We start from the raw sequence: 15,447 nt of genomic DNA on the forward strand, positions 1-15,447 counted from the left end.
GGAGACAATGAAGTGAAACTTGTCATACAGCGGGCAAAAGAAGCCAAAGTTACAGTTGATGGCAAAATAACAGGGAAAATTGATCGTGGCCTGATGGTTTTAGTTGGTGTCACGCATGAAGATAAAGAAGAGGATGCCATTTATCTGGCAGATAAAACAGTGAATTTGCGAATCTTCGAAGATGAAGATGGCAAAATGAACCACTCGCTTGCAGATGTCGGCGGAGCCGTTCTTTCCGTTTCGCAATTCACCCTTTACGGTGATTCGAAAAAAGGCAGAAGACCGAACTATATGGCTGCTGCAAGGCCTGATGAGGCTCTGAAGCTGTATGAAAAATATAATGATCTTCTTCGTGAAAAGGGCATTACCGTCGAAACAGGTGTTTTTGGTGCTATGATGGATGTCTCTTTTACAAATGAAGGACCTGTTACGCTCATCGTTGAAAGTAAATAGGGCTAAAAAAGGAAGCCGGCAATATACCGCGCTTCCTTTTTCTTTCTTAAATCCTTACTTGAAATAATCATTCAAGCCTTCAAAAACAGACTGAGCTGCTTGTTCTTGATATTGGTCAGAGGAAAGAATCATTTCTTCTGTACTGTTGCTTAAGTACCCAAGTTCAAGAAGAATGGAAGGCTCGTGATTTTCCCGCAGTACATGAAAGTTGCCAAACCTGATTCCTCTGTCGGAACTCGGTGACTGTGAAGCGAGTTCACTATGAACGGCTTCTGCAAGAGCTTGATCTTTTTCCGTATTATAATAATAGCAGGTAAATCCTTTAACACTTGAATCTAAAGTGCTGTCATAATGCATGCTTACAAACGCATCAGCACGGTTTGCATCAGAGGTTTCAACTCTTGACTGCAAGCTTACATAAGTGTCCGTGCTTCTTGTCATAATAACATTTGCACCGGCGGCTCTCAGTTTATTATAAAGGAGGGTGGCTGTTTCAAGCGTTACTGATTTTTCAAGTGTTCCGTTGTAACCGATTGTTCCGCTGTCATATCCGCCATGACCGGGATCAATCACAATTGTTTTATTTCTTAATGAATGCCTTGAATGTTGTCCCGCTGATCCGCTATCATTTCCGAGAGTATCAGTAAGCCAGCCTGCGACGTATCCTGTTCTTCCATCAGTAAGGGTAATTTTGTACCAGTCCCCTTCTTTTTGGATGATTGTATAAGATTCTCCTTCATTGGCGCTCGCAATCACACTGCTTGATGTTGAAGGAAGGGAACGGATATTCGTTCCGTCATTACGGATACTAAGCGATTGTTTTTGATCAGTGCTATTCGATTCTCCATTCCCGGACCCTTGCATATACTGGCTCGAAGTCCATCCAGTCTGTCCGCTGCCGTATGAAATTTTAGACCAGCTGCCCTGTTCTTCAAGGATGGTTACTTCTGTTCCGCTAGCGATTGTGTCGATAATCCGGCCATTTATGGAGTATGTATCACGCACATTAAGAGTAGGTACAGTGACCGTACCGGTTTTGTTTTCATTCTGAACAGAATTTTCAGTGTAAGCCCCTTTAACGGAAGAAGATCTGATGTAGTCAGATAAAATCCATCCTTCTAATCCATTATAAGAAACCTTCACCCAGCTGCCATTCATATCCAAAACACTTGCTTTCTCTCCCATTGGAAAAGTGCCAGCTACAGAATAATTCGTGCCTGGGCCTGTTCTCATTCTTAAGCCATCAGCATCCGATATAACAGATGCTTTTGTTTTTTTAGATGATTCAACATTAACAAGCCAGTTAGCCGCCCATCCGGAACGATTTCCTGGAAGCAGAACTTTAAGCCAATCACCTTCTCTGTTAAGAATTTCAAATCGGTCTCCTTTTTTTGCATGTAACTTTGCAGGATAGCCGAGTCCAGGTCCTGACCTGATGTTCAGATGATCAGCAGATACAATCGCTTCTTTTGAAACTGCATGCACTTTTACTGGCATTTCAGGTGCCGCTGCAGCCATAATGGCTGTGCATGCCAGGATTGTAAGTCCTTTTTTTATCATATTTTACCCCCTGTATATTGGAATGACGGGTTCTTTTTTGTCCCTTTTTTTATCCAGACTTTTTGAACGATATATATAATTCTCTTTTCCTTCCTGTCATCCCTTGAATCTTTTGCAATATTTTTTCGCTTTTTGGCTACAATAAACATCAAATACTGCTATAAAGGGGGCTGCCATGTGAGGTACAGTGAAAAAGGAGAATTTCTTCAGGGAAAAGGGAACGGCTTTTTTGGCGGAGATTTCCACGAAAAAATGATTCGGGATTTTGAGAACGAGCCTTTAGAACTATCTGGAGAATTTTCTCCATCTTCAAGAGATATAAGAAAATGGAAGAAACGTCTTTCTCGTTCTTGACATAATGGCAGTGGATTCGTATGATTAGATAAAGCTGGATAAGAAACGGCTGAACATGCTAAATTAATGTAAGATTAGAGTCTTATATAAAAAAATCATGCCGAAAGGCAATACATACTTTATGAACCAATGAGGAAGAAGAGTAGCGGGGAATACAGCTGGAAAGAGAGGAAATGCCATAGCTGAAAGCATTTCTCCAGAATGACCTTGTGAAAGAACACTTCTTAGGTTCCCTTCTGAAAAGCATTTGCCTATTAGGAAGCGGACGCGTCACGCGTTAACGGAATTGAGTGGGAGCTGTATTCAGGCTTCAACTAGGGTGGAACCACGGGAGCAAACTCTCGTCCCTGCAAAATGCAGGGATGGGAGTTTTTTTATTTGCTTTTTTTGCCATCGCCAAATGGAAGTGGCTATAGATTAAGGATAATGCATCAAGGAGGTAATAAATATGGCGTATCAAATACCAAGGGGAACACAGGATATCCTGCCTGGAGAAGTGGAAAAGTGGCAGTTTATTGAAAAGAAAGCACGTGATATTTGCAGAACCTATCAATATAAAGAAATAAGAACGCCAATTTTTGAACATACAGAGCTTTTCTTAAGAAGTGTCGGAGAATCAACTGATATAGTGCAGAAGGAAATGTACACATTCGAAGACCGGAAAGGCAGAAGTATTACTCTTCGCCCGGAAGGAACTGCTTCAACTGTTCGCTCTTTTGTCGAAAAGAAGATGTTTGCTGCACCTGAACAGCCGACGAAGCTTTATTACATCGGACCGATGTTTCGCTATGAACGTCCTCAGGCGGGAAGATACCGCCAATTTGTGCAATTTGGAATTGAAGCGATCGGAAGCAATGATCCTGCAATTGACGCGGAAGTGATTTCTCTGGCAATGGAGCTTTACAAAAGTACCGGCTTAAAAAACTTGAAGCTTGTGATTAACAGTCTTGGAGACCCTGAAAGCCGAAAAGCTCATAAGGAAGCACTTGTCAGTCACTTTGAACCGAGAATCGGAGAATTTTGCGCTGATTGCCAAAACCGTCTTAAAACAAATCCTCTTCGGATTCTTGACTGCAAGAAGGACAGGGACCATGAGCTGATGGCTGCAGCACCTTCCATCCTGGAATATTTAAATGAAGAATCAAACAGTTATTTTTCTAAAGTGAAAAGTTATCTGACCGATCTGAATATCCCGTTTACGGTTGATAAAAATCTTGTTCGTGGACTGGATTATTACAATCATACAGCCTTTGAAATCATGAGTGATGCAGAAGGATTTGGAGCGATTACGACTCTCGCAGGAGGTGGCCGTTATAACGGTTTAGTAGAATCAATGGGAGGCCCTGCACTTCCGGGTATCGGTTTTGCACTAAGTATTGAAAGGTTTCTTGCGGCAATCGAGGCAGAAGGCATTGAACTTCCTATAGCTGAAGGAATTAACTGCTTCATCGTAACAATGGGCGATCAGGCAAAAGACCGTTCCGTATCATTGCTGCGGGACCTCAGAAAAGCAGGCCTTACGGCTGAAAAAGATTACGAGAATAAAAAAATGAAAGGCCAATTTAAATCAGCTGACCGGCTGAAGGCAAGATTCGTTGCCGTTATTGGTGATGACGAGCTGGAAAAGAACGCTTGCGCTTTAAAGGATATGGAAACTGGAGAACAAAAAGATGTCTCACTTAATGAACTGGCTGATTATCTGAAAGAAAAGGTATAAATACATGATGCAAGGAGAGAAGAAAATGTTTGGACGTACATTTTATTGCGGTGAAGTAACTGAGCAAGCTATAGGGCAAAAAGTAGTATTAAAAGGATGGGTCCAAAAAAGACGGGATCTTGGAGGACTGATTTTTATTGACTTAAGAGACCGCACAGGAATTGTGCAAATTGTTTTTAATCCTGAAGGCTCTGAAGAAGCATTGAATACAGCTGAACAGGTCCGAAGCGAATATGTGCTTGATATTGAAGGAATCGTTGTTGCAAGAGATGAGGCAACAATCAATACTAAGCTTTCAACAGGAAAGATTGAGGTGCAGGCTGAAAAGGTAACGATTTTAAATGCTTCCAAAACACCTCCTTTTCAAATTGAAAACAAATCAGAAGAAGTTTCTGAGGATGTAAGGTTAAAGCACCGCTACCTTGATCTTAGAAGACCTGCTTTATTTGAAACGCTTAAAATGCGCCATGATGTAACGCGTTCAGTAAGGCGCTTTCTAGATGAAAATGGCTTCATGGATGTTGAAACACCGATTCTGACAAACAGCACACCTGAAGGAGCAAGGGACTATCTTGTTCCAAGCAGGGTTCATGAAGGGGAATTTTATGCCCTTCCGCAATCACCGCAAATTTTTAAACAGCTGCTGATGGTTTCCGGTTTTGACCGGTATTATCAAATTGCCCGCTGCTTCCGTGATGAAGATTTGCGTGCTGACCGTCAACCGGAATTTACCCAAATTGATATGGAAATGTCCTTTATGAGCCAGAATGACATTATGGAGCTAACCGAAAAAATGATGGCTCACGTATTAAAGCAAACAAAAGGCATGGAAATTTCACTTCCTCTTCCGCGTTTGACTTATGAAGATGCGATGAACCGCTATGGATCTGATAAACCGGATACCCGTTTTGAAATGGAGCTGACCGATGTGTCGGAGCTTGTTAAAGACAGCGGTTTTAAAGTGTTCGCAAGCACTGTTGAACGGGCAGGGAAAGTAAAAGCGATTACTGTGAAAAATGCGGCTAATCAATATTCAAGAAAAGATATTGACGCCCTGACAGAATTTGTTGCAACTTACGGAGCGAAGGGACTCGCATGGCTGAAGCATGAAGATGAAGGCTTAAGAGGACCAATTGCGAAATTCTTTGATGAGAGTGAGCAGCAGGCACTTATCGATGTGCTTGGATCTGATAAAGGGGACCTTCTTCTGTTTGTTGCCGATAAAGAAAAGACCGTTGCTGATTCACTAGGTGCTCTTCGTTTGAAGCTTGGAAAAGAGCTAGGTTTAATTGATGAAAGCAAATTTAATTTTCTATGGGTTGTAGACTGGCCGCTGCTTGAATTTGATGAAGAAACAAACCGCTTTTATGCGGCGCATCATCCGTTCACAATGCCGGCAAGAGAAGATCTGGATAAGCTTGAGAATGATCCTGAAGGGATAAAAGCCCAAGCCTATGACATTGTTCTGAACGGCTATGAGCTTGGCGGAGGTTCTATCCGTATTTACGAAAAAGATATTCAGGAAAAAATGTTTTCACTCCTAGGGTTCAGCAAAGAGGAAGCCTATGAACAATTCGGCTTTCTGCTTGAAGCTTTTGAATACGGTACTCCTCCTCATGGCGGAATCGCACTAGGACTGGACAGAATTGTGATGCTTCTTGCTGGCAGAAGCAACTTAAGAGATACAATCGCTTTCCCGAAGACGGCAAGTGCAAGCTGTCTGTTAACCGATGCGCCGAGCGAGGTAAGCAGCCAACAGCTTGATGAGCTTCATCTTCGTCTTGCTCTTCAAGAACAAAAGTGAGAAAAAGGATATGGCTTGAAAGAATTTTTTTCCTATGGTATTCTTTTCTAAAGTCATTCAAAAGAAGTCCTGATGTGTACGTTGTTCACCTAGTTTTGACCGAACATTTTTTAAACGGGAGCCCAGGTTTCCGAGGTGAGCGAACGCCCTTTAAAGGGGACTTGCAATTCCGCGGAACAGGGCACCCACTTGCTGGGTGCGGGTTCAAAGCGAAGGCATTTACAGCGACGGCACGATTGGGACTTTTAGCAAACGATAAATACAACCTGCATGAGTGGATAAGCTTATGCAGGCTTTTTGTTTTACACTGATTGCAGAAGAACAAGCCATTTTGCAATTTCCCTCAGTTATGTTATATTTTTACTCGGAGAAAAACGTTTCTGTTAGATGAGCAGAAAAACTATGAACACAATGGAGTGAGAATTTTGCTGCATCAATTTTCCCGAAATGAATTAGCCATTGGAAAACAAGGGCTTGAATTACTAAAAAAAAGTACGGTAGCAGTGCTTGGGGTCGGCGGAGTAGGATCCTTTTCAGCTGAGGCGCTTGCAAGATCCGGAGTAGGTAAAATTGTTCTCGTTGACAAGGACGATGTGGATATTACAAATGTGAACAGACAAATTCATGCCTTATTATCAACAGTAGGCAGACCTAAGGTTGACTTAATGGCGGAGAGAATCAAAGACATTAATCAGGACTGCGAAGTCGTTTCGTTAAAAATGTTCTATACGGAAGAAACGTATGAAGAATTTTTCAGCCATAAGCTGGATTATGTCATTGATGCATCTGATACAATCTCATACAAAATTCATTTAATGAAGGAATGCCTGAAGAGAAATATTCCGATCATTTCCAGTATGGGAGCAGCAAATAAAACGGATCCAACACGGTTTAAAATTGCTGATATTTCAAAAACACATACCGATCCGATTGCAAAGGTGATCAGAACGCGCCTTAGAAAAGAAGGCATAAGAAAAGGGATACCTGTCATTTTCTCTGACGAGAGCCCGATTGTAATTAGAGAAGAGGTTCGCCAGGAGGTTGGAAATGACCAGGCAAAAATCAGAAAAGCTAAAATGCCTCCATCCTCAAATGCCTTCGTTCCTTCTGTAGCAGGGCTCATTATGGGCGGACATGTGATTATGGATCTGCTGAAAGATATACCGATTGCGAGGGTAAATGATTAATAGAGAATAGCAGGAGCTGCTCATGTTGAGGCTCCTGCTTTTTTATGGATATTTCTAAGTTTTGCTGATCTTAATAATCCATTTCATCGCTATATGAATCAGTCTTTAAACCTGCCCCACCCAATCAGGCTGGACAGCTTCCTGAAAAATAGAGCGGATCTTATGATACTCATCCTCTGATAAATTCCCTTTATTCGCAAGCTCTGCATTTTCAATCCATCTGTTGGCCTTCGCCGTTCCGACAATGGCTGTATGAACACCTGGAACAGTAAGGGTGAATCTCAGGGCTTTTTCAACCGCCTCCGTCAGATCCCCTTTGAGAAAATTGTAGGGAAGCTCTTTGAACCTCTCCCAATATTCATGATAATAATCGTTATCCGGTTTTGAATCATAGTTCCAGGCAACATTTGCAATCGGCCGTTTAGCGATGATTCCCATCCCCCGTTTGACCGCCTCTGGAATGGTAAGTTCAATTGCTTCCTGATCGGCAATATTGACAGACGTTTCAAAGGTATCAAAAGCCCCGGTTTTAATCGCATAAAGCGCATCAGTACTGTCCCCGCTATACCCGATGTAGCGGGTTTTTCCTTTTTCCTTGGCACGCTCCAAGACTTCAATAACATCCCCTTTTCTGAGGATTTCTTCAGAACAGCTATGAAGCTGGATGGTGTCAACATAGTCTGTTTTCAGCCGCTTCAGGCTTCTGTCAATCGACAGTTCAAGCATTCTTGGATCCCAGTCTTCTCTGCTAAGTCCAGATGAATGCCCGCATTTCGTAAATAAATAGAAGTCATTTCTTCGATGAGACATTGTGCTGCCAATTAATTCTTCACTGATGTTGTAGCATTCAGCCGTATCAATCACATTCAGTCCCGCATCCAGTGCTGTACCAAGCAGGCGGTCAACTGTTTCAGGAGTAGCTTCTGAGTAACCGACTTCTGCACCGCCAAAACCAAGCACACTCACCTTCATATCCGTTTTGCCAAATGTTCGCCGTTCCATTTCATCATCCCTCTCCTTATAGTCACGATAATTGTATAATAATTCGGACAATTATACGAAGGATATGGTTTTTTAGAGGAGAAAACGAGTCAGGAGGGGGGATATACATGAAAAAGTGAGAAATTGGTAAAAACGGATCTCTGATAATATTGATGAATAAAAGTCATAGGGATCATCCAACAATCGGGTGTAAGAGTGAAATAAAGAAGTTGCTGTGAATTTTTTTTCTTCTAAATTTTCTTCAACAGGGGCAAAACTCCAATCCAGCTTTTGCAGTATTAATGATTGAGGGATAATATAGGTATCAAATAGATTCCTCTTTTATTAGGCCTTTTTTGAACTTTTCTTGTCACCATACTTGCAATTTTCTGCTTATAAGTTTGCATGGAAAATTATTACTTCAAGGCCTTTAACACCTATAAAAAGAAGATTTTATACATTTGAAAACAAGAAATTAAAACCTATCATAAAATTTATACCCTATTATATGAATAATCGAAAAATTAAAGATATTATAAAAATGAAAAGACAATTTTAAAACTATGAAAAAGAGATATCACTTAAGCTTAATATGTGAGGGGGGGCAGCATTGTCAGAGTTACTCATTGTAGATAACGACAAGGAAAGCCGTAAGGAGATTCAATCCCTAATCGAAGAGAGTAAATACAGCTTTCTATCAATTTATGAATCCAGTTCAGCCCATCGCGGTTTATTACTGTTAAAGCAGAGTAAACCGAGTGCCCTAATTATTGATTTGTCATTGCCTGATATGGATGGATTGACATTCGGCAAAACCGCCCTTCAATTGTATCCGGAGTTACCAATCATCGTTGTTACCCAGTTAAAGATGTTTGAATTGGTTCAATCATCCATTAACGCGGGTTTTGCGGGCTATTTATTGAAACCGCTTTCTAAAAATGAATGGATCAAAACGCTCGACCGGGTTTTGATCCCGGTTCTCAGTCAACGGGTGGACCACATGATGAAGAATGGCAAAGAGGAGTTTACAGCTGATTTGAAAAATCCGATAGGCAGTGCCATTCAGTACCTTCAGCTTAATTATAGTGAATCCCTAACCCTAAAGGCGTTGGCTGACAAGGTATACTTAAGCCCCTCTTACTTCAGTCGGATTTTTAAAGAAGAAACTGGAACGACGTTTGTGGAGTACCTCTCATTTTTACGGGTCCAGAAAGCAAAAGACTTGTTAAGAATGTCATCTCTGCCTATTGATGTCATTGCCAACAACACCGGATTTGCAAATTCGGGCTATTTTGCTACTACTTTTAAAAAGGTACTCGGTATTACCCCAAGTGAGTACAGGGATAAATTTTATTTAGGTACAGAATCGCCGGTCACGGTTACCAGAGGAGGTGCATAAATGCTTCCTATTTATAATGAATTGCAGAGGTGTGAAAAATTCGGGATAAGAGGTGTGCTTGGAACAATTATTCAAACCCAAGGCTCAACTTATCAAAAGCCGGGGACAAAATGTTTCATTTCTGAAGATGGCAAGCTGACGGGTCTATTGAGCGGAGGCTGTGTGGAAAGTGATTTAGGCGAACATGCTAAGGAGCTTTTACAACAATCAAATTGTAAGCGCTTATATTATGATTTTAGAGATAATGGCGATGACCTTTGGGGGTTAGGTCTAGGCTGTAACGGCTCGATGGAGATTTTTCTTGAACCTTTTGATCCTAAAGAAATGCCTATGAAGGCAGAATTGATGAAGAAAGCTGTTCATTTGGCACTTACTCAATTTACGGTTACAGCCACCATTGTAGATGCCGAAAATCAAGAGATTATTGGACAGAAATGGATACTGTCACCAGGAATAGAAGATAACATTCCAGCTCAATTAGAACAGGAATATGAAACCAATCAGTTAACAGGGACTCAAGGACTTTCCACCATCATTTATAACGGCCAGCCGGTAAAAGTGTTCTTCGATGCTGTTTCGCCTAATCCTCATTTGATGATTTTTGGGGCTGGACCTGATGCGGTTCCGCTCGTAAATGGAGCAAAGCTATTAAACTGGACAGTTTCTGTCATGGATCATCGTCCGGGATATGTGAATAAACTTTACTTTCCGCAGGCTGACTATTTATATTGCATTCCCAAAGGAAAAGAACCTGATGTGACGATCTCAGAAAATTCATTTGTTGTTATTATGACGCATCATTTCGAACAGGATCAAATGCTTTTAAAACACTTGCTGGACTCTGATGCCGCTTATATTGGCATTCTTGGGCCAAAAAAAAGAACGTATCAATTATTGGACACGCTCGAAGGAAATCTCTCAAGAAAGACGCTTGATCGGCTTTATAGTCCAATCGGGCTCGATATTGGTTCAAAAACACCAGAGGAAATTGGCCTGAGTGTACTGTCAGAAATGGTCATGATCCATCATGGCGGCTGCGGTAAATCATTAAAAGCAGTAAAGGGCACAGACTTTTCAATTTACACGAAGGCTGGTGAATTGACATTTCAAGCGTAAAAAAAGAGATATGGGCCATTATTCTTGCGGCGGGAATGTCTGAAAGAATGGGAGTTCCCAAAATGCTGCTGAAGTACAAAGGAAAGTCACTGGTCCGAAATGTAATCCAAGCTTCTCTATCATCGGAATTGGACGGAGCGGTCGTTGTCATTAATTCTGAAATTGATGGGCTGCTTCAAGAGGCAATGGTACCAGGAGTCAGTAAGGTGTTCTTAAATTCGTGCCCGGGCGATGGTCTTTCTTCTTCCGTTAAAGCAGGGCTATGCGTATTACCGGCCGAAGCCGAGGCAGTGATTTTTCTGCTTGGGGACCAGCCGCTAATAACAGAGGATGAGATAAACAGGTTAATTGATGAATATGCAAAAGGTGAATATCCATATATCTATCAATCTATGTATCATGGCGAAATCGGACATCCTGTTTTGTTTCCAAGAAAAATGTTCAGCCATCTTCTCAATGTAAGAGGGGATAAAGGAGGCAGAGCGGTTATGAAGCAATATCCACGGTCTGTGAAATACGTTGAAATGGATAAAGAGTATCCGTTTGATATCGATACGATGAAAGACTATAAGAACTTATTGAGAAAGGAGGTTTCTTAAATGAGTTCAGTGATTGGAAAATCGGTTACAAGAGTAGAAGATAAGAGGTTGCTGACCGGTCAAGGGAAATACATTGACGATTTGGGAACACCTCCGAATACAGCGCATGCAGCAATTTTAAGAAGTTCATACCCTCATGCGTATATTACCTCGATCGATACAGCAGAAGCGGAACAAGTCACAGGAGTTAAAGCCGTTATTACCGGCAAACAGGTTAAAGAGTATGTGAAACCCTTCAGTGTAGGGGTGAGTGCGCCTGTCCATTACTATCCGCTTGCCATTGAAAAAGTACGCTATGTTGGTGAACCAGTAGCTGTAGTACTCGCAAAGGACCGCTATATTGCAGAAGATGCAATGGAATTAATAAAAGTTAAATACAGTCCTCTGAAACCAATAGTTGATATTGAAAAATCGCTTGAAGATGACGCACCCATTCTTCACGAAAATGTAGGATCGAATATTGCCAATAATCGAACCTTTCATTATGGAGATGTAGACAAGGCTTTTGAGGAAGCGGATACGATCGTAAAACATAAGTATTTCTTCCCTAAATATACAGCGACTCCAGTAGAAACATACGGCATCATTGCAAACTATGAATCCAGCGAAAACCAATATACCGTCCATGCCAATTTTCACGGTCCCTTCGTTATTCAGGCAATTATGGCCCAGGCATTGAAAATCCCAAGCAATAAACTCAGAATCATTGTTCCAAAAGACATTGGGGGCAGCTATGGGATTAAAGCAGGCACGTTTCCTTATATGGTCCTGATGGCGGTCGCCAGTCGGATAGCAGGCTGTCCTGTGAAATGGATTGAAGACCGTCAGGAGCATTTATCCGCCAGTTCCAGCGGAACGGACCGGGTTACCTATATCGAAGCAGCAGTGAAAAACAATGGTAAAGTCACAGGACTGCGAATGAAAATGATCGATAATGTTGGCGCCTACATTAGGGCTCCTGAACCTGCCTGTCTTTACCGTACACATGCCAATTCAACTGGAGCCTATGACATACCTAATCTATTTATTGATGCATATGCTGTTATGACCAACAAACTGCCGACCGGCTTAATTCGCGGGTACGGAGGACAGGAACTCTATTTTCCGCTTGAGAGAATCATGCAGAAGGCAGCCTTCGAGCTGAATTTGGATCCTGCAGATGTCATACGGACCAATTTAATCAAAAAACATCAATTTCCATATCAAACGGCTTCTGGGGGCAAGTATGACAGCGGCGATTACGAAAAAGGCTTCGAGCTTGCATTAGAAACCGGTAAATACAAGGAATTCAGACAGAAGCAAGAGGAAGCCAGAAAGAACGGCAAGATTTTTGGCGTTGGGCTTGCCTGTATCGTAGAACCATCTGGTTCTAACATGGGGTATATTACAGTCGCATTAACACCCGAGGAAAGGGCGAAGTCCCTTCCAAAATCGGGTTGCGCGGAGGCTGCAACTATCTCGATGGATCCGATGGGAAGTGTAAATGTTCGAATTAGCACGACTCCTTCTGGACAGGGGCATGAAACGGTTGCTGCTCAAATTGTATCGGAAATTCTGAGCATTCCAACAGAACAAATTAAGGTGGTTGCGGAACTGGATACTTCAACAAGTGCCTGGTCCATTGCATCTGGAAGCTACTCCAGCCGATTTGCTTCATTAGGCTCAAGCGCCGTTTTTTATGCAGCGAACAAAGTGAAAAACAAGCTGATGAAAATTGCCTCGCATCATCTGCAAGTGGATGAAGGGGATATTGAATTAAAGGATGGAGCTTTTTATGTAAAAGGCCATTCTGATAAAAAGTATCCTCTGAAAAGGGCAGCGGGATCGGCTCACTGGAATCCGCTGTCTCTGCCGGAGGGAATGGAGCCCGGTATTTATGAAACGTATTACTATACAGTACAAGACGCAAAGGCTCCAGATGAAAATGATTTAATTAATTCATCGGTAACCTATGGATTTGTTGCTGATATGGTAACCGTTGAGATAGACCCGGAAACGGGCGAGGTAAACATCATGGATTATATTACGATTCATGATGCTGGAAAACTATTAAATCCTCTGATTGTAGACGGCCAGATTTTTGGAGGACTCGCCCATGGCTTAGGCGGTGCCTTATATGAGGAGCTTGTCTATGACAGCAAAGGGCAGTTTTTAACAGGAACGTTTATGGATTATCTCTGTCCTACCGCACCGGAAATTCCGAATGTCACGATCAAGCATATTGAAACGCCATCGCCTATAACGCCACTCGGTGCTAAAGGGCTTGGAGAAGGAAATACAATGAGCGCTCCTGTAGCGGTTGCGAATGCTGTTAGTGATGCGCTTAAACCTTATAATGTGGTGATTGAAACACTTCCGCTAAGTCCTAACCGAATTTGGAATCTGCTTACTAACTCTGAAGAATTCTCAAAATACAAAGAGGTGAATGTGTAATGGAAGGAAAAGGAAGTTTAGTTCTTGATGCTGGAATTGAAAGATCCTATGAGGTGCTGCTTAATCCAGAAGTATTGGAAAAGTGCATTATGGGCTGCAAAAAATTAGTTTTGATTGATGAGAACAAGTATGAAGCAGAGCTGTCAATCGGAATTGCTGCCGTTAAAGGAAATTACTCTTCAACGATTCAGATTTTAGATTTGGAGAAGCCTGCCCATTATAAATTAGCGGTAAAAGGTGAAGGCGGCCCAGGAAACGTTGAGGCTGTAGGAATTATTGATTTGTCGGCTGAGAGCGAGAATACGACGCTGTTAAGCTACTCTTATGAAGCAGAAGTTGGCGGGAAAGTGGCAATGGTCGGCCAGCGTATGCTAGGCGGTGTAGCCAAGCTGGTTATTCAAGACTTTTTCAAGAAATTAGGCAAAGAGTTAAAACGCAGCAAACAAAATGCATAAAGAAAGGGGGAGTGTAGTCTTATGAAACCAGCCAAGTTTGACTACCATCGCCCAACAACCGTTCCGGAAGCTCTTTCGCTGCTGGAAACAGCAGGTTTTGACGGGAAAATCATTGCCGGCGGCCAGAGTTTGGTGCCCATTATGAATATGCGGCTTTCGGCTCCTGAATGTCTTATCGATATTAATGGGTTAAATGATCTTAATTTTATTGAAGCGGATGATAAAACATTAAGGATTGGAACACTGACGCGTCAAAGCAAGGTCGAAACGTCTGCTCTTGTTAAAGAAAAATGCGGTTTGCTAAGTGAGGCTGTTCCGTATATCGGCCACTTGCAAACGAGAAACCGGGGGACCATTGGAGGAAGTATTGTCCATGCAGATCCGAGTGCTGAGCTGCCGTTGCTCTTAATGACGCTCAATGGTTCATTAAAAATAGCTTCTGCAGATGAAACACGAGTTGTACAGGCGGAGGATTTTTTCCTCACGTATTTAACGACCGATATGATGCCGACTGAGCTGCTGACCGAGATTCAGATCCCCATTTGGGAGGGAAGAATTGGCTGCTCTTTTCAGGAAATTTCACGGCGCCATGGAGATTTTGCGCTAGTTGCAGCAGCTTGCCAGCTAAAGCTGGATGATAGTGACCTGATCTCAGATGTCAGGTTAGCACTAGGAGGGGTTGAAGCCATTCCGCTTCTTATAGAGGATGTAAAAGATGCACTATGCGGCGAAAAGTTATCACCTTTACTCATTAACAAAGTAACTGAAATTGTAGAAACACGCGTGGAGCCTGAATCTGATCTGCATGCTTCAGCAGAATACCGCACGCACCTTGCAAAAATACTGACTTCAAGAGTTCTAAAACAGGCTTATGAAAGAGCAAAGGGGTGAGCAGATGTCCTTACATGAAGTGCAAGTCACCATTAACGGTAAATCTTATATCGAGTATGTGGAACCTAGAATGCTTTTAAGTGATTTCATCCGGGAAACATGCGGGTTAACCGGGACGCATGTGGGCTGCGAACATGGGGTCTGTGGAGCATGTACAGTGATCATGAGTGGAACTGCTGTAAGGTCTTGTTTAATCTTTGCGGTTCAGGCACATCAACAGGAGATAAAGACGGTCGAAGGTCTTTCGTGTAACGGTGAAATGACCCCTCTCCAAAAGAACTTTGTGGAATGCCATGGTTTACAGTGCGGTTTTTGCACCGCAGGGATCTTAATGTCCATGACAGACTTTCTCGATAAGCATCCTAGCCCCTCTGCAAAGGAAATAAAAGAGACATTATCCGGGCATTTGTGCAGATGCACAGGCTATGACGGAATTGTAAAAGCGATCGAAAAAACGATCCAAGAAAACAAAGAGGAAGTCTTACAAAGGAGTTGAAA

The 15,447-nt window shown here is 42.2% G+C and carries 14 protein-coding genes, 1 other RNA gene and 1 other annotated feature; of the genes, 13 read left to right on the forward strand and 2 right to left on the reverse strand.

Translation table 11 applies throughout. The features are described 5' to 3' along the window. Positions 1–12 precede the first annotated feature (12 nt). Entirely contained in the window at positions 13–453 is a 441-nt protein-coding gene (gene dtd / locus ACOT8F_RS06705; RefSeq protein WP_421650789.1) for a D-aminoacyl-tRNA deacylase, read from the forward strand. A 54-nt stretch (positions 454–507) separates the two neighbouring features. Here the strand turns inward: dtd and ACOT8F_RS06710 are convergent, their stop codons facing one another. Beyond that, positions 508–2,013, reverse strand: a complete 1,506-nt coding sequence (locus tag ACOT8F_RS06710; protein ID WP_421650790.1) for an N-acetylmuramoyl-L-alanine amidase family protein — start codon at positions 2,011–2,013, stop codon at positions 508–510. A gap of 177 nt (positions 2,014–2,190) precedes the next feature. Here ACOT8F_RS06710 and ACOT8F_RS06715 point away from each other — a divergent pair, with 177 nt between their 5' ends. The 5 genes from ACOT8F_RS06715 to ACOT8F_RS06735 all read left to right on the forward strand — a co-directional run bounded on the left by ACOT8F_RS06715 (position 2,191) and on the right by ACOT8F_RS06735 (position 7,075). Further along, on the forward strand, positions 2,191–2,367 hold the full coding sequence (locus ACOT8F_RS06715; RefSeq protein ID WP_421650791.1) for a hypothetical protein: 177 nt from the start codon (positions 2,191–2,193) through the stop codon (positions 2,365–2,367). Positions 2,368–2,487: 120 nt separating this feature from the next. After that, positions 2,488–2,719: a binding site (T-box leader), on the forward strand. A 96-nt stretch (positions 2,720–2,815) separates the two neighbouring features. Next, positions 2,816–4,084, forward strand: a complete 1,269-nt coding sequence (hisS, locus tag ACOT8F_RS06720; RefSeq protein ID WP_421650792.1) for a histidine--tRNA ligase — start codon at positions 2,816–2,818, stop codon at positions 4,082–4,084. A 25-nt stretch (positions 4,085–4,109) separates the two neighbouring features. Further along, positions 4,110–5,888: an aspartate--tRNA ligase gene (gene aspS, locus ACOT8F_RS06725; protein ID WP_421650793.1), complete on the forward strand. Its 1,779-nt coding sequence runs from the start codon at positions 4,110–4,112 to the stop codon at positions 5,886–5,888. 63 nt (positions 5,889–5,951) lie between these two features. After that, positions 5,952–6,135, forward strand: a non-coding RNA gene (gene ssrS / locus ACOT8F_RS06730) — 6S RNA. 178 nt (positions 6,136–6,313) lie between these two features. Next, on the forward strand, positions 6,314–7,075 hold the full coding sequence (locus tag ACOT8F_RS06735) for a tRNA threonylcarbamoyladenosine dehydratase (RefSeq protein ID WP_421650794.1): 762 nt from the start codon (positions 6,314–6,316) through the stop codon (positions 7,073–7,075). 105 nt (positions 7,076–7,180) lie between these two features. Here the strand turns inward: ACOT8F_RS06735 and ACOT8F_RS06740 are convergent, their stop codons facing one another. Further along, the gene (locus ACOT8F_RS06740; RefSeq protein WP_421650795.1) at positions 7,181–8,077 is read right to left on the reverse strand and encodes an aldo/keto reductase; all 897 of its coding nucleotides are present in this window, start codon (positions 8,075–8,077) and stop codon (positions 7,181–7,183) included. A 589-nt stretch (positions 8,078–8,666) separates the two neighbouring features. On the opposite strand from ACOT8F_RS06740, the gene ACOT8F_RS06745 reads away from it, so the two are divergent. Genes ACOT8F_RS06745 through ACOT8F_RS06775 form a run of 7 tightly spaced genes read left to right on the forward strand, consistent with a single transcriptional unit; the run spans position 8,667 to position 15,445 of the window. Beyond that, positions 8,667–9,455, forward strand: a complete 789-nt coding sequence (locus tag ACOT8F_RS06745; protein ID WP_421650796.1) for a response regulator transcription factor — start codon at positions 8,667–8,669, stop codon at positions 9,453–9,455. Beyond that, a complete protein-coding gene (locus ACOT8F_RS06750; RefSeq protein WP_421650797.1) occupies positions 9,456–10,571 on the forward strand; it encodes an XdhC family protein in 1,116 nt (371 codons plus the stop codon). 20 nt (positions 10,572–10,591) lie between these two features. Then, complete coding sequence (locus tag ACOT8F_RS06755) at positions 10,592–11,170, forward strand: nucleotidyltransferase family protein (RefSeq protein ID WP_421650930.1); 579 nt, start codon at positions 10,592–10,594, stop codon at positions 11,168–11,170. Beyond that, positions 11,171–13,603: a xanthine dehydrogenase family protein molybdopterin-binding subunit gene (locus tag ACOT8F_RS06760; protein WP_421650798.1), complete on the forward strand. Its 2,433-nt coding sequence runs from the start codon at positions 11,171–11,173 to the stop codon at positions 13,601–13,603. Further along, positions 13,603–14,058 (forward strand): SRPBCC family protein, encoded by a 456-nt coding sequence (locus tag ACOT8F_RS06765; RefSeq protein ID WP_421650799.1) that lies wholly within the window; start codon positions 13,603–13,605, stop codon positions 14,056–14,058. The genes ACOT8F_RS06760 and ACOT8F_RS06765 overlap by 1 nt, the downstream gene beginning before the upstream one ends. Positions 14,059–14,079: 21 nt before the next feature. Next, positions 14,080–14,949 (forward strand): FAD binding domain-containing protein, encoded by an 870-nt coding sequence (locus tag ACOT8F_RS06770; protein ID WP_421650800.1) that lies wholly within the window; start codon positions 14,080–14,082, stop codon positions 14,947–14,949. 4 nt (positions 14,950–14,953) lie between these two features. Continuing rightward, positions 14,954–15,445 carry a (2Fe-2S)-binding protein gene (locus ACOT8F_RS06775; protein WP_421650801.1) on the forward strand — a complete coding sequence of 164 codons (492 nt, stop codon included), beginning with the start codon at positions 14,954–14,956 and terminating at the stop codon, positions 15,443–15,445. The last annotated feature ends 2 nt before the right edge of the window (positions 15,446–15,447 follow it).

It is taken from the genome of Chryseobacillus diguaensis (genome assembly GCF_049220665.1).
In the GTDB taxonomy this organism is placed as follows: Bacteria; Bacillota; Bacilli; order Bacillales; family Bacillaceae; genus Metabacillus_B.

Bases quoted from the DNA above. Each gene is read 5' to 3' on its own strand.
- ACOT8F_RS06710 (WP_421650790.1), bottom strand. From the start codon at position 2,013: ATGATAAAAAAAGGACTTACAATCCTGGCATGCACAGCCATTATGGCT.
- hisS (WP_421650792.1), top strand. From the start codon at position 2,816: ATGGCGTATCAAATACCAAGGGGAACACAGGATATCCTGCCTGGAGAA.
- aspS (WP_421650793.1), top strand. From the start codon at position 4,110: ATGTTTGGACGTACATTTTATTGCGGTGAAGTAACTGAGCAAGCTATA.
- ACOT8F_RS06740 (WP_421650795.1), bottom strand. From the start codon at position 8,077: ATGGAACGGCGAACATTTGGCAAAACGGATATGAAGGTGAGTGTGCTT.
- ACOT8F_RS06750 (WP_421650797.1), top strand. From the start codon at position 9,456: ATGCTTCCTATTTATAATGAATTGCAGAGGTGTGAAAAATTCGGGATA.
- ACOT8F_RS06760 (WP_421650798.1), top strand. From the start codon at position 11,171: ATGAGTTCAGTGATTGGAAAATCGGTTACAAGAGTAGAAGATAAGAGG.
- ACOT8F_RS06765 (WP_421650799.1), top strand. From the start codon at position 13,603: ATGGAAGGAAAAGGAAGTTTAGTTCTTGATGCTGGAATTGAAAGATCC.
- ACOT8F_RS06770 (WP_421650800.1), top strand. From the start codon at position 14,080: ATGAAACCAGCCAAGTTTGACTACCATCGCCCAACAACCGTTCCGGAA.
- ACOT8F_RS06775 (WP_421650801.1), top strand. From the start codon at position 14,954: ATGTCCTTACATGAAGTGCAAGTCACCATTAACGGTAAATCTTATATC.